This window comes from Pseudoalteromonas sp. NBT06-2 (assembly GCF_002276045.1).
In the GTDB taxonomy this organism is placed as follows: Bacteria; Pseudomonadota; Gammaproteobacteria; order Enterobacterales; family Alteromonadaceae; genus Pseudoalteromonas.
The window spans coordinates 1-14,849 of record NZ_NQMR01000068.1 but is presented as its reverse complement, the minus strand read 5'-3'; the positions used below and the strand labels follow the sequence as shown (position 1 = coordinate 14,849).

Here is a 14,849-nt window from a genome sequence, read left to right as displayed (position 1 = left end):
TATAAATAATGATTGATTTATCAGTTGAATTTTTAAAGACTTATACATCGAATAAATTAATTATAATAAATAGAAATCAGGATATAATATTAACAAAATCATAAATTATCTTCATAAGTGAATAACTATGTATAAAAACTTTGATTTAGCTAACTTAGAGCGAGAGTATTCACCCAGTAGTTGTATTAATGACATCAATATTTATATTGATAAATATATATTACAAAGCAAAGTGGCTCTTGAAAAAGCCAAGCGAGAACAAGCTTTAGAAGCTGATTTACATTACGGTAAAAGCCAAGATGAATTAATTGACTTGTACCTACCAACTCAAGGCAATACTAAAAAGTTACACATATATATACATGGTGGTTATTGGCAAGCATTGTCAAAAAATGAATCTTCTTTTGCAGCTAGTAATTTTCAACAAAAAGGATGTTATTTTGCTGCCATTAATTATAGTTTAGCGCCTAATGCTAATTTAACTGAGATAGTAGAGCAAAATAGAAAAGCGATTGCTTGGTTATATTCACATGCAACACAATTAGGCTTTGATGCCGATGAAATTTATATCTCAGGCAGCTCTGCTGGCGCCCATTTAGCGATGATGATGCTACAAACGAATTGGTCTGACTATATTCAATGCGACAAAATAAAAAATAACCAACTAATTAAAGGGGTTTGTGCGGTAAGTGGTATTTATGATCTTATACCGATAGCTTTAACTTACATCAATGACACTTTAAAATTAACACCTTTAGAAATTGAACAAAATAGCCCGAACAATAAAACTTTAGTCAACAACTGCCCTATTATTTTCGCATTTGGTGAACAAGAAACATCTGAATTTAAAAGGCAAACAAGTGAAATACTTATGGTGTTAGGTCGAGCGGGCATTGAAGTTTCATGCAAAGAAATCCATAACCGTAATCATTTTGATGTTATTTTGGACTTAGCAGACTCCAACAGTTGGTTAAGTAATCAAGTGTTTCGTCAAATGAATTTATGAAACTTAACCTAAACTTATTTTAACGCAGCTGCACTCGGGATCACTAAATTAATAGTGAATTTTTTTTAAGTACCTGAGTTAATAAATTAGCGGGTTCATTTATTTTATCTTTCTTTAAATAAACTAAATGCCAATAAATATTTAAGCCTGCTTCTCCTAATTTAGCCGTATGGATCTCTTTATTATTAATACTAGAGTCGAGCCATCTTTTTGGCATAATAGTCATGCCCATATTGGCTTTTACCAATTCCATGATCGCTTCATTAAAGCCAACTTGAAGTACTTTTTTGGGTAAAACATGATAAGGCTTAAAAAACAGCTCATATTCACGAGATCTTTCAGGTACAGTCGAATTTGTGATATAAACTTCATCTTTAAATTCATCTGCATCAAAGTTTACTTGGTTTGATTTTTTATGTTTTTTTGATAAGCAAGCCAAAAGCTCATCTTGTAAAATACAGCAAGTGCCATAAGTCTCGCTATCTAAATCCAGTAACTTATTAGCACTAGAGATCATTGCAATATCAATTTTTCCCTGGAATAACATAGTCATCGGCTCTTGAGCCGCATCTGCAATAATCTCCAATTCAATATTTGGATATTCTTTATTAAAGGCTCTCATCACAAAAGGTAACCATTTAAACGATGCATAATGGGGCAAACCAATACGTAAAACTTGCTCTATTCCATCTACGAGTAACGAAATATCATACTCTACTCTTTCTAATTCCTGTAAAATTTTCTCTGCTGAATGTAATAATCGCTTACCTGCACTGGTTATTATAAGTTTGCGGCCATTTCTCACAAATAAATGAGTATTGAGTCGCCGCTCAGCTTCTCTTAGCCTATTAGTTAATGCTGGTTGCGTTATAAACAAAATTTCAGCTGCTTGTTTTACAGTTGAAGATTGAGCTATAGTACATATCATTTTTAAATGATTGATATTGAGCTGAGTCTTATTTATATGCATTTTTATTAGGTAGTACGCCATTTTTTACATGAGCAACTTGCTCTGAATTTGTTTCTTCTACATACCACTCAAATCCAAGATAATCAATAATACTCTGTGCAATGAGCTTCATCGATTGCTCATCTCTACCATGTGCTATTTTCAATACAATACCCAGTCCATCGGGATAATGTTCATCTTTAATAGCTAAGCCAAGTAAACCATCAGCCCCTTCTTTCGCTAATACTTTACCTGCACAGGCTTGCATTATCTCACTATCCATACGGCCATCACCACCAATATACCAAGAATGTGTGGTCATTGCTGACCATATCCAATCATTGTTAGATTCTTTAGCTAAATAAGAAAAACTTTTAGCTAAATCAGATAGATAATGATTTAAGGTTGGCAAACCACAACCATCAGGACATGCAACTAAGCCCTCTTGCTTTTCTCCCATAGCCAACTCAAGTTGATACATAAAACTTTTGTGATAAGCATGATTTTGGCTAAGGTAATCATCTGTTGGCCAGCCTTTTTTAATACAGCCTAAAATAATACCCGCATGTTTACCTGAGCATGGATGATGCCATCGGCTTTTCTCATCTGAGTTACCACCTAAGGCACTTGATATTGGTGTTTGTAATTTATGCCAATCACTTTTATTCAATAAGCTTTGCGCCATTTCGATATGTTTTTGCGTACCGCTATGTGATGCTACTGAAATTGCTTGTTGTTCAAGCTTTAAATCATTTAACTCACTTTTAAAGACTTTCATTTGAAATGGCTTCATTAATGAGCGGCCATAAATAAGCGGATCTCCACCAATATTATGAATAACGTCATTACCATGCACCCAGCACAGCGAGCCATGCACTAAAATCTCTGCTATGTTTGCTCTTTTTCTCTCAAGCAAGACATCAAATTGTGAACTCATATTAACTCCTTAATACTGGCAATACATGTTTTTCAACCAATCTCATGCTATTTTTAACATTGTCATTATCGTGATTATTAAAATCGAACCATAACATAACCTTATCATCAGGATGAAAACGAGCTCGCATTTGCTGAATAATTTCTGTTGGACTACCGCATAAAGCATTGCTAACCGCTGATTCTATTTTGTTTTTATCTATGGTGCCTTCCATTGCTAACCAAAATGAAGAAAGTGCTTTTTCAGCCTGTTGTTTTGCTCTTAAACACTTTTCATTTTCACTTGCATCTTCATCATTATTTATAAATATCATACTAGTACGTGGCATCATATCTCGTTGCCATTGACCGCCATCACTGTGGTACCAATTATTCATATTTTCATGTGTTTTTTCGATAACTTTATTTGATGTAATTGAAAGGTTAAATACAGAGCAAGGCAAAATTTCATTTGCTAACTTTTGCGCTTGCGGATCATGACTACCAATTACCAATTGCAATAATTTAAAATCAATATCTTGTGGTACTATGCCTAACTTATCAAACTGCCAAAAAGCAGGTATATCGATCTCATTTTCACTTTTATCAACATTAATATCTAAGTTTAGTGCCGTTTGCCATTCGTCTTGCGTACGGAAATCATTAGAAGTTAATACTATTGGTTTTATATTTTCAAACCCTATTATTTCACCTTTAAGTAAACGCAAAAATATTTCCATACCTTGTAAAAATATTTTACCTTTTAAACTCGGCCAGATAGCTTTTTCAAACTCATTTCTCGGGTGAATTCCAAAAGGAGCTGATTGATAAGGAAAGCGACCTGAGGCAAAACCTAAAAATAGCTTACGTTTTTCTTGTGGATCTAATGCATGTAAAGCCATAAAAAATTTTGCAGCTTCCGCCTTGGCGATGGGCCCACCACTTGACAGCAGATTCATAATTGCAGAACCGACATTAATATTTTTTGTGCATGAAAAAATACGGTGCGCTAATTGAAAAATATCAGAGTTAAGCCCTATTTCACCTTTAAAATTAGGCACAACGGCATTCGGGTTTGCTTTTTGCACTTGTACTGAGAAGTGAGATTCCGCTATCCAAGCTGTCTCAAACCCTAAAGTATCAGCTAGCTTCACTTGATCAAAAAAGCTATACAACATTTGCTTTTCTGTTGGGATAAAGTCATCAACCTCAGACTGACAAAGAGAGAAAAAAATATCAAATTTCATTATGTCTTCCTTACTTAAAAATCACCAATCAAAAACTAAAACCTTGAATTCACGTGACAAAAATCATTAATTTTAATATTTAAAAGTATTAAATAAATGCAAAAGCATCTGCATACATATGCTCTATTGATGCACCTTTTTTGATGAAATCATCTCTTACAATACCTATCATGTCAAAACGTCCAGCCATATAGATATCGTAAGATTCAAGCGAAATGATATCTTTCATAACGGCTTGATGAACAAAACCAGTTGCACCTTGCCAATCTGTTTTAGCTTGCTCTACAACGGGAATAAAATTGAAATTATCACTTGAATTAGCCCAATTTTGCATTTCTTTCAAAGCGTAAAGATCTGAAATATCTTTTACGCCCCAGTAAAGAAATACCGGACGATCACATTCTACTTCAGTTAAATGATCCGCCATAGATTTTACATATGAAAACCCCGTGCCACCAGCCAATAAAATAATTGGTCGATTGCTATTTTCTTGCAAGTATGAATGACCCAACCCCACTTCTAACTCTACTTGTGAATTGCTATTTTGATGACTAATTAAATAATCTAAAGACTGTTGGGCATATGAGTCAGCAGCTGAAACACCTATATGCAATTCCAGTAAATCTAATTGGCTTGGTCGACTTGCAATAGAAAATGCACGTTTATCATTTTTATTTAGTACCAATTTCAGATATTGACCAGCAGAAAACTTAGCTGGTTGCTCAGGTTTTAGTGCGACTTTAAATACAAATTCAGTCAAAGGACTGATCTCGGCAATATTAGCTTTTAATGCTTGCATTATTATACCCCTCTAGCGATATGCAAAGGTGTTAATCAAAATTACAAATGCGTACGTAATTCAAATAGCTCTGGGAAAAAACTGATATCTAACGCTTGCTTTAAAAAAGCAACACCCGAAGAACCACCCGTTCCGGCTTTATTTCCTATGATTCTCTGTACCGTATACATATGCTTAAACCGCCATTGTTGAAAACTATCTTCAATATCAACTAATTTTTCGGCAAGCTCATATAATTGAAAATGTTCATCAGCATTTTGATATACATTAAGCCACGCCTTTAATACTGAATCATGCTTCTGGTAAGGCTGAGTAAAGTCACGTTCTAGTACCGAATGGGCTATTTTCAACCCCGTTTTTTCAAGTACTTTTATAGTTACATCATAAAGACTAGGCTGCTGTAAAATTTGCTTTAATTCTTGATAGATAACAGGATCATTTTCATGAACTTGTAATAAAGATGCATTTTTATTGCCTAGTAGAAATTCAATCTTACGGTAACCATATGATTGAAAACCTGAAGAATGCCCTAATGCATCTCTAAATTTAAGATAATCAACTGGCGTTAAGGTAGATAAGATATTCCAAGATTGAGTAAGTTGGTTAAGAATTTGCTTTACGCGAGAAATGACTTTAAATGCATGACCAAAATCACCTTCTTGAATATTTTGAATCGCTTTACTTAATTCATGACCTGCAAGTTTGAGCCATAATTCACTGGCCTGATGAATAATAATAAATAACATTTCATCATGTTGATCCGATAAAGGGTTTTGTGATGATAATATTGGCGCTAAATTAAGATAGTCCCCATAAGACATATCATCTTTAAAATCCGTATGAATGCCATCTTCCATAGGTCGTGAGTTATTATTATATGGACAACCCATAATCATCGCTCCATTTTTAAGCTTAGGCGTATTGATGATTATTGTTTTATTTATTTTTGTCATAAATGAAAATCAACACGCATTATTATATTTAAGTTTAACGCGCTTTAACTGATAAGAATAATTATATTATATTTTGATTTTGATTCAAAAAATGAATGTATTTCATGTATTGTTAAATTAACAATATAAAAAGCCAGGAAAACCTGGCTTTTATGTATCGTTATATATTTAAGTTTAGAAGTTTACTGTAACTTCATTTGAACATGCGCTTGAAGCATCACAAATTTTATAAATAAATTGTGAGCCCTCAGCACGGCGCTCTCTATCACGGTAAATACCATTATTTGCTACCGTAGCTATCTTTTCACCATTGCGGTAAACGTCAACCATTTCAGCTGGACTACCTTGGAAAGTGATATCAACACGTAAGTTACCTAAACGCGACTTATATGCACGTTTTACTGCAAGCTCAATTGCTACATCCGATACAGTAACAGACATAGTTTTAGTATCACTCATGCCTTCTGAATCAGTTGTTGTTAATGTGACATCATAATTACCTGCTTGTGCATATGTGTGCATAGGGTTTTGTTCTGTTGATGTATTTGCATCACCAAAATTCCAGCTCCAGCTCACAATATCATTGTTTGCATCGTAACTCGTATCAGTAAAGTTAACTTCTAAGAAGTTCACTGCTGCATCAAAATCTGCATGTGGCGCCGCAGGACCCACCTCACCTAAAGCTGAGAAAGAAACTGACCAGTTATTTAAATTACCTGTATCTTCAGCGTAAGTATCAACAATATGTAATGTCCAATCACCTAATGTAGATTCTCCGTTGAATGCTGAAGAAGTATAGCTTTGATCAATATCATCAGCACTTCCACCGGCTTTATTATGTAAAGTCGCTGTAGTACCCGCTGGTGAAGTTAAAGTAACAACTAAATCAGCTATATATGTATGGCTAATATTTAAATATGTACTTGAATCAAATACAGTTAAGTCATCAGCTATTGTCAGTATAGACGACACACCTTCAGGTCCATTATCCGGAATGGATGCTGGAACCTCATTTGTATAAGTGAAATCATTTAAACCTTGAGGATTAACATATAAACCTAATTTTTTAGATTTAACTAACTCTCCACTTGTAGCTGTAACTTCAAATTCATAAGCTCCCCATTGTGTATCTGCCATAGTTGGCACTGTTACTTGGAAGCTTTCACCTGGATTAACTGTCGTTGTTGATAGTGTTGCTCCATCTAAAGTCCCGGTCATAGTAAGTGCAACTTCACCTTCCCATTCAGCTATTGAACCAACTTCAAAGTGATAAGTTGCTGTTTCACCAGCGGTTAAGTTCACATTTGAAGGTGATACCGATAATTTAAAACCAGGAGTAGGATCTGCATCTAACAATGCGTTATGTACATTTAAGCGCTTACCTGAAACTGTTTTACCCGTTAATGCCGCATTATCATCACCACTATTCATTAATAACGCTTTTAGCTCACTCGTTGTTAAATCTGGATTTACTGATAATACAAGCGCAGCCGCACCAGCTACATGTGGTGTCGCCATTGATGTACCTGAAAATGTATCATAACCGCCGCCAGGGATCGTTGATAATATTGCTGAACCAGGCGCGCCCATATCAACAGTTGTTAAACCCCATTGCGAAAAACCTGACATCGTATCGCTTGCAGTTGTACTCGCAATAGATAAAATGCTTTCATGTTCATAACCTGAAGGATAAGAATCATTTACATCATTATCCATTGCGCTATTACCCGCTGCAGCAACAAATAAAATATCAGCTTGTTCAGATGAAGTAATTGCATCAGATAAAGCTTGGCTAAAACCACCACCACCCCAACTATTATTTAAAATACGAAGATTTACACCGTTATTTTTTAAATCAACCATGTAATCTATACACTTAATTGCATCTGATGATGAACCAGAACCAGCGGCATCTAAAAATTTACAACCCGCAATGGATACTTGATGATTGACACCTACAACACCTAAACCATTATTACCTGATGCACCAATAGTACCGGATACATGTGTACCATGACCATTGTCATCCATAGGATCACCAGCATTTGTGATTGCATTTATACCATGCATATCATCTACATAGCCATTGCCATCATTATCGATACCATCTCCAGCAATTTCACCTGGGTTAACCCAAGCATTAGCAGTCAAATCTGGATGAGAATGATCAACACCAGTATCAATAACACCTACAACAATATCGCTACTACCAGTGGAAATATCCCATGCTTCAGGTGCATCTATATCGGCATCATCTACGCCGCCTGTTTGTCCAGTATTATGCATTCCCCATAAATCAGAAAAACTACTGTCATCAGGCATCACATTCGCTTTTACGATGTAATCAGGCTCTGCATATAAAACAGCCGGATCTTTACGAACTTTAGCTAATGCATCTTTAACCGACATTTTATCTAACTCATAATTAGCCATGCGACCATTTAAAATATTGCGATATTTATCATCTACCTCATCATTATTGATATCAGAAATTTTAGCTAAGACTAAATTTCTAACAGCACGACGATTTGACGCCGTCGCTTCTTTTTTATAAACAACGATCAAAGAATCATGTTTATATGCTTCCTGGTTAGATGCACTGATTTCAACTGATGCATTAGCTAATGCAGGAATTAACGCCAAAGTTAGCGCTGATAATTTATATTTCATGTTTTGAATCCATAGTCATTTTGTCCGGATTTTCGGACTATTAAACAGATCCCTCACATTAAGACTTACAAACTTTTATTTATGGAATTTAGCAACTCTTATACTTTAATCACATTCAGCTTTACATTGCTAGAGTAAAACCAAAAAACACAACTTCCTTAGTAGGTAATTATTTCCCCACTGGTTTTTTTAATACATTTTTAGTACTCAAAACTCAATTCAGTCAAATAAACAAATATCACACTTTTTTATGGTTAATTATTGATGCAAAACAAAGAAAAACACTAACAGACTGATAATTAAAGGGAAAATTAAAATACAAAATTTAGGTTATATTCATAGTGTAAATAAAACATTAAAATTTTTAGCGAGCTGAAGTACTTGAAGATAAAAAATGAACGCAATTAATAAAAATAATAACAAACGTAAAATACAAAAAAAGCAATTAAATATCGCTTTATTTACGGCACCTTTATTTATTATTAGTTCATTTTTTTGTCACTCAGAAGACCTAATTTCAGGTACTGATTTACAAGACTCTCCTTTATCATTAAGCCTTACAACTAGCTTAGCAGTTACGATTAATAACAGTATTCAACACTTAACTATTAATCAGTATGGAATAAAAAACACAGTAATGGTTAACCAAGCGGCGGACATGGTTAACGATATAAACATTATTCAAAACGGTATGCACAATCAGGCTAACGTAGTCCAATCGGGCGCTAATAATACAGTCAACCTCTTGCAACAAGGTGACGGTAATTTAGTAGATGTTATTCAAGAAGGTGACACCAATATCGCCAACATAAAACAAACAGGTGAACAAACTTTTATTGTTCATCAAATTGGTAATGAAATGCTAGTCAATATTACACAATATTAAAAACTAGAACGGAGAATACGGTGAAATTACAAAAATCAATTATTACAGCTGCTGTACTTGTGGCATTAAGTGCCAGTCATTCAGCAAGTGCTACAGAAAAAGAAACAAAAAAAACAGCTAATCCAATACAAACACAATTAATGGCAAATGCAGCTGGCAATGTAATTATATTATCGCAAACATCAGATACAGGTGCTGTTTTTGGTAATGATGTAACTTTATTACAAGAAGGTGATCTTAACGGAATTAGTGCAACAGTTAATGGTGAAAACAATACAACAGAAATAGCTCAGATTGGTTCTGATAATATCGCTATTAGTGCATCAGAAGGAAAAAGTAATACTCAAACTATTAGCCAAGATGGTGTTAATAACCAACTACAAACAACTGTTAGTGGCAGTGAAAATACACTAACGCTTACGCAAGCTGGTGAGGGCTACTTAGGTTTAGGTAATAAATCAATTAATACAGTAACAGGTAATGATAATGACATTACTATGGATCAAGGCGATGGTGGTCATTGGTCATATAATAGTAATTTAAACGGTAATGCAAATACCATTGAAACGACTCAAACTGGTCAGTGGAATGAAACTTATTTAGATAATATAGTTGGTGATGAAAACACCATTGAAGTAGAGCAAGATGGTTACTGGAATGTAACCCAAGTGACTGACCTGCAAGGCAATACAAACGAATTAGACTTTGTACAAGATGGTGACCGCAATAAAATCACCATTGCTGAAGTTAATGGCGATAAAAACGAAATTGAAATTGATCAAGACGGTACTTATAACGAAGTAACCTCTAATATTTTCAAAGGTACTGATAATGATGTATCAGTTAATCAAACTGGTGATGATAATGCTGCAACATTTGATGTAATTGGCGATGACAATACTTTCGACTTTACTCAAGCAGGTATGGAAAATAAGGCATATATTGGTGGTTTAGGTGACGATAACAGCTTTGCAATTACTCAAGCTGGTAATTTAAATGAAGGCCATATCGTTAATTTTAATGGTGATAGTAACGATATTGATGTTATTCAAGCTGGTGATGAAAATGTAGCTGTAGTACAAGCATCAGCAGATAATAATGCATTAACCGCTGATAACAATGACATCACAGTTAATCAAGCTGGTGATATGAATGATGCTGTTATCAATATGAGCACAATACTAGATAGCAATGATAATACTATTAATGTTGCTCAAGACGGTGATTTAAATGCTTTAGATATCTTAGTTGAAGGCAGTGGTCACAGTATTGATATTGCACAAGATGGCGATTCAAATATGGTAACTGGTAGCAATGGCGATGCGATGTTAATTGGTGGCGCTGATATTACACTAAATATAAGTCAAACAGGCTTTGGTAATTTAGTAGAGGGCTCTATAATTAGTGCTTCTGGTAGTGTTTCAATTACCCAAGTAGGTGATAATAATAGCACTGTTATTACCCAACAATAACACTGGATTAAAAAAGGGGAGAGATCCCCTTTATATCATTATGCTGTATAAATTATTAATTTTACTATTTCTATTCAACCCCTCAACACTACTTTCAAGTGAAGTCGAAATAGGCGGATTGTTATTAGACAATACAAGAAGCCGCCAAGGTCACGAGTTCTTCACAGCTTTTAGCCAATTATGGCAAGATGTGCCAAATACCAATAGCCATGTTGTTGTCATAAAAGAAGTCGTAATCCCGCGTTCAGGTACGCGTTTAACTGTGATTTTAAATAATCAAAACGTATATGTGACCTACCTTGGTAGACGACAAAGCCCAATTAAAGACCGTGTAGAACAAGCGGTGTTAATTTTAATTGAAGCAATGGCACAATCTCAATTAAGTCAAAGCAACCCTGACTTAGCAACAAATGGATGGTAGTTATGAAAAAATTCATTATCAATCAGGTATATTTAACATTACTTATAATACTTCTGTTAATTCCAGCTTCCTTAAAAGCATCCGAATTAGTTTATAAACCAATCAACCCTAGTTTTGGTGGTAACCCACTTAATGGCAGCTTTTTATTAGGTAAAGCAAGTGCACAAAATAAACATAAAGCATCAATCACTAAAAAATCATACGCTGAAAAGTTTCAAGAGTCTCTCGAGCGTGCTTATATTAGTAAAATGGTAAGAGAAATTACAGATCTTGCTTTTGGGGAAGAAGGCGATAGTAGCTTATTTGGAGAAGATTCTATTTTTAGTAGTGGTGATTACGAGATTTTAGTACTTACAAGTAATACTGATGCCATCACTGTACAAATAACAAATACTGTAACAGGTGAAGTTACTGTTATCGAAATACCCAGATATGGGGAGTAAAAATGAAAATAATAATAATACTATCACTTACTTTTATATTATCTGCCTGTAGTAGTTTAAGTAATCTTGTTCCACCAGATATAGCAACAGCAATAAAAATTGAAGAGTCAGAAACTTTTAAAGAACTGAAGTCTTTACCAAAACCTAAAGGTGCTATTCCTGTATCCGTTTATTCTTTTAGAGATCAAACTGGCCAATATAAACCACAAGCTAATATAAGCTCATTTTCAACTGCTGTAACTCAAGGCGCAACTTCAATTTTAATGCAGGCATTAAGTGATTCTGATTGGTTTTTACCTGTTGAAAGAGAAGGATTGCAGAATATTTTAACTGAAAGAAAGATCACACGCGCAGCTAACAAAAATAAAAATGGGAAAACAGAGTTACCACCTCTGACAACAGCTAAAATCTTATTAGAAGGCGGTATCATAAGTTACGATTCGAATACAAAAACCGGTGGATTTGGTGCGGAGTACTTCGGTATAGGTGCCTCTGAACTATATAGAGAGGATGTAATCTCAGTATACATGCGTGCGATTGATGTCAGAACAGGACAAGTACTTGTATCTGTATCAACCAGCAAAACAGTGCTAAGCACTGAAGCACGAGCTGGTTTTTTCCGTTATGTCAGTTTTAAACGTTTAGCCGAAGCCGAAGCAGGCTACACAAGCAACGAACCAATGCATATATGTGTAAAACAAGCGTTAGAAAAAGCAATAACAGAGTTAGTTAAAAAAGGATTAGATAAGCGAGTATGGAAAGCACAAGATACCACTGCTTCTTATCAATATCATAACCAATATAAATAACAAAGATTAAAGGTAGCATGTTATTAAAGGTAGCATGTTAATGCTACTTTAAATAATTAATTCAATACAGACCCTTGATGATCTGAAGATTGCAAAGACCAAGTAATTAACTCAATGCGATTTCTTGACTTAGTTTTTCTAAAAATACTATATATATGAGTTTTTACAGTATTAGTACTAATATTCAACTGGTCTGCAATCTCTTGATTTTGTGAACCCTTAGTTACTAAATTAATAATTGTATTTTCACGCTTAGTTAAAGTCGGAAATATTGTTTTTTCTTCAGTATGATTAACTGGTAAAATCAAAGTTTTATTTAATTTTAGTAGGTATGAAAAAGCATCATTCATAGACGAGCGCTTAAACCAGCGTTCACTATATTTCAATTGATTTAATCCTTTTAATACAATATCAGGCCTATCAGCAAGATAAAATATCCCCTCAAAACCAGCCAGCAATAAATGCTTTTCACATAGTTGATCATTTTGCACGTTGAATAAAATAACTTTCGATTTTTTAGCTAATTTCAAAATATCACTAGGAATTTTGCCATTCCAATCACAATAAAATAAATCCATAAAATAGATATCATAATTATCATTGATTTGATGTTCCGCAAATTTATTTTGTGTCGTTACTTCAATAGAACATGTTTTAATTAGGGCGATAAAACTATCTAAAGCCACTTTATGAGCGTTATTTTGCATAGCGCCGTCTGACGTAAGAATATTTGCTGTGCTTATTACCATTTCTGAGCCCATACACTTCCTTTATTAATTCTTTATAAACTTAAATGTAACCTTATGATTACAAATGTACCTTTTATGGGTTTTAGTGTCTATACTTTAATTTCATCAAATGCCGTCTTAAAAGTAAAAACCATTACAAAGTAGATAATTAATTCTTTATTGGGGAAAATACAGGTAAAAAAACTAACTAATTAATTAATTTGAAATTTTTATCTAATTAAGCAGTTAGTTTTATTTAGTCTTTTCTTAAACTTTATATTCAACTTTCCTTTGATTTAATTTGAGCGTACACTTGTACACTAAAATATAATAGCTACTACTTTTTGTTATACATAGAGATAAACTAGAAAATATGACTCACTCAACTACATATAGTGTTAATGAAGAAATAGCTAATTCAGTTAGTCACGGGATAGCGACGCTACTCAGTGTTGCTGGATTAACTCTTTTATTAACTAATGCGATTGATCAGCAAAATATAACAAAAGTCATCAGCTTTAGTATTTATGGTTCAAGCCTTATTATTTTATTTTTAGCTTCTACGCTTTATCATGCTTTTAGCTCTAAAAAAGTAAAACAAACATTTAAGTTATTAGATCATTGCGCCATTTATTTATTAATAGCCGGAACTTATACTCCATTAATGTTAGTTACCTTAAATGATCCACTTGGCTATGCTATGACAACATTAATTTGGCTCATCGCACTGGCAGGTATCATTTTTAAAATAAAGTTTAGCAATCGTTTTAAATGGTTATCTCTTTGTAGTTACATTGGCATGGGGTTTATATCTTTAGCCGTATTGCCACAGCTAAAGGGTACACTTGCAAGTGAAGGAATGTCATTATTAGTATTAGGCGGATTAATCTATTGTTTAGGTGTTATATTTTATGTACAAAAGAAAATTATTTTTAATCATGCAATCTGGCATTTATTTGTCATCGGCGGTGCTTGTTCACATTTTTTTATGATTTTAAATTACGTTTAAGAAGATCGCGTATTAATACCAATTCCGATAATTTTATGATCTAATAACCTAAATGAGCAGGAAAAGAAAGCATTTAGCATATATATATAAAAGCTCAAAGCCATTCAAAGACTGGGGGACGGTTAACAGGTGAGAGTATTCATCTTATATTAAACCTAATTTTAACATTAATTATCATCCTAATGTTATTTATAAGCTATTAAAGTCGATGGGGTTTAATTGGATAACAACACGTTCAAGACACCCCAAACAATCAGTTGAAGTACAAGAGACTTTTAAAAAATTCGAAAGTGAAATGATCGTTATGATCCCATGAAATGTCAGTCTTGAAAACATTGATGTATGGTTCCAAGATGAAGCACGCTTTGGCCAGCAGAATACAACGACAAAGCTTTGGACAAAAAAAGGAACTCGACCAAGAGCAGTAAGACAACAACTATTTGAATAGGCCTATATTTTGGTGCTGCCAGCCCATCAACAGGGGCAACTGAAGCACTTATTTCTCTAGTTATTAATATAGCCGTAATGAAGCAACATTTAGC

16 protein-coding genes are annotated in these 14,849 nt (G+C 34.0%); 8 read left to right on the top strand and 8 right to left on the bottom strand.

The genetic code is table 11. The features are described 5' to 3' along the window. Positions 1–127: 127 nt before the first annotated feature. Positions 128–1,006, top strand: a complete 879-nt coding sequence (locus CJF42_RS13830; RefSeq protein ID WP_095367254.1) for an alpha/beta hydrolase — start codon at positions 128–130, stop codon at positions 1,004–1,006. A gap of 43 nt (positions 1,007–1,049) precedes the next feature. On the opposite strand, the gene CJF42_RS13825 is transcribed toward CJF42_RS13830, so the two are convergent. The 6 genes from CJF42_RS13825 to CJF42_RS13800 all read right to left on the bottom strand — a co-directional run bounded on the left by CJF42_RS13825 (position 1,050) and on the right by CJF42_RS13800 (position 8,539). Continuing rightward, positions 1,050–1,976 (bottom strand): LysR family transcriptional regulator, encoded by a 927-nt coding sequence (locus tag CJF42_RS13825; protein ID WP_170940610.1) that lies wholly within the window; start codon positions 1,974–1,976, stop codon positions 1,050–1,052. After that, on the bottom strand, positions 1,963–2,892 hold the full coding sequence (locus CJF42_RS13820; RefSeq protein WP_095367252.1) for an asparaginase: 930 nt from the start codon (positions 2,890–2,892) through the stop codon (positions 1,963–1,965). Before CJF42_RS13820 ends, CJF42_RS13825 begins: the two co-directional genes overlap by 14 nt. A 1-nt stretch (position 2,893) precedes the next feature. Then, positions 2,894–4,117, bottom strand: coding sequence for an LLM class flavin-dependent oxidoreductase (locus CJF42_RS13815; protein ID WP_095367251.1), 1,224 nt, complete (start codon positions 4,115–4,117; stop codon positions 2,894–2,896). Positions 4,118–4,205: 88 nt separating this feature from the next. Continuing rightward, the gene (fre, locus tag CJF42_RS13810; RefSeq protein ID WP_095367250.1) at positions 4,206–4,916 is read right to left on the bottom strand and encodes an NAD(P)H-flavin reductase; all 711 of its coding nucleotides are present in this window, start codon (positions 4,914–4,916) and stop codon (positions 4,206–4,208) included. 41 nt (positions 4,917–4,957) lie between these two features. After that, positions 4,958–5,869 (bottom strand): tryptophan 2,3-dioxygenase, encoded by a 912-nt coding sequence (gene kynA / locus CJF42_RS13805; RefSeq protein WP_252097611.1) that lies wholly within the window; start codon positions 5,867–5,869, stop codon positions 4,958–4,960. A 174-nt stretch (positions 5,870–6,043) separates the two neighbouring features. Beyond that, the gene (locus CJF42_RS13800; RefSeq protein WP_095367248.1) at positions 6,044–8,539 is read right to left on the bottom strand and encodes a S8 family serine peptidase; all 2,496 of its coding nucleotides are present in this window, start codon (positions 8,537–8,539) and stop codon (positions 6,044–6,046) included. A gap of 394 nt (positions 8,540–8,933) precedes the next feature. On the opposite strand from CJF42_RS13800, the gene CJF42_RS13795 reads away from it, so the two are divergent. The 5 genes from CJF42_RS13795 to CJF42_RS13775 are packed head-to-tail and all read left to right on the top strand — an operon-like array spanning position 8,934 to position 12,570. After that, positions 8,934–9,425 (top strand): curlin subunit CsgB, encoded by a 492-nt coding sequence (locus CJF42_RS13795; protein WP_095367247.1) that lies wholly within the window; start codon positions 8,934–8,936, stop codon positions 9,423–9,425. A gap of 20 nt (positions 9,426–9,445) precedes the next feature. After that, positions 9,446–10,897, top strand: a complete 1,452-nt coding sequence (locus CJF42_RS13790; RefSeq protein ID WP_095367246.1) for a curlin — start codon at positions 9,446–9,448, stop codon at positions 10,895–10,897. Positions 10,898–10,937: 40 nt separating this feature from the next. Then, positions 10,938–11,318 (top strand): CsgE family curli-type amyloid fiber assembly protein, encoded by a 381-nt coding sequence (locus tag CJF42_RS13785; protein WP_095367245.1) that lies wholly within the window; start codon positions 10,938–10,940, stop codon positions 11,316–11,318. Continuing rightward, positions 11,312–11,761 (top strand): curli assembly protein CsgF, encoded by a 450-nt coding sequence (locus tag CJF42_RS13780; protein ID WP_095367244.1) that lies wholly within the window; start codon positions 11,312–11,314, stop codon positions 11,759–11,761. The genes CJF42_RS13785 and CJF42_RS13780 overlap by 7 nt, the downstream gene beginning before the upstream one ends. A gap of 2 nt (positions 11,762–11,763) precedes the next feature. Further along, the gene (locus CJF42_RS13775; RefSeq protein ID WP_095367243.1) at positions 11,764–12,570 is read left to right on the top strand and encodes a CsgG/HfaB family protein; all 807 of its coding nucleotides are present in this window, start codon (positions 11,764–11,766) and stop codon (positions 12,568–12,570) included. Positions 12,571–12,626: 56 nt separating this feature from the next. Here CJF42_RS13775 and CJF42_RS13770 read toward each other — a convergent pair whose 3' ends face one another. Further along, positions 12,627–13,331 carry a helix-turn-helix transcriptional regulator gene (locus CJF42_RS13770; RefSeq protein ID WP_095367242.1) on the bottom strand — a complete coding sequence of 235 codons (705 nt, stop codon included), beginning with the start codon at positions 13,329–13,331 and terminating at the stop codon, positions 12,627–12,629. Between the two features lie 340 nt (positions 13,332–13,671). Between CJF42_RS13770 and trhA the strand changes: the two genes are divergently transcribed. Together trhA and CJF42_RS29550 are read left to right on the top strand one after the other, a co-directional pair. After that, entirely contained in the window at positions 13,672–14,307 is a 636-nt protein-coding gene (gene trhA / locus CJF42_RS13765; protein WP_095367241.1) for a PAQR family membrane homeostasis protein TrhA, read from the top strand. A gap of 148 nt (positions 14,308–14,455) precedes the next feature. After that, positions 14,456–14,623, top strand: coding sequence for a helix-turn-helix domain-containing protein (locus tag CJF42_RS29550; RefSeq protein ID WP_095367240.1), 168 nt, complete (start codon positions 14,456–14,458; stop codon positions 14,621–14,623). A gap of 4 nt (positions 14,624–14,627) precedes the next feature. Here the strand turns inward: CJF42_RS29550 and CJF42_RS29545 are convergent. Beyond that, on the bottom strand, positions 14,628–14,849 hold a 222-nt coding region (locus CJF42_RS29545), incomplete at its 5' end, for a hypothetical protein (protein ID WP_212668820.1).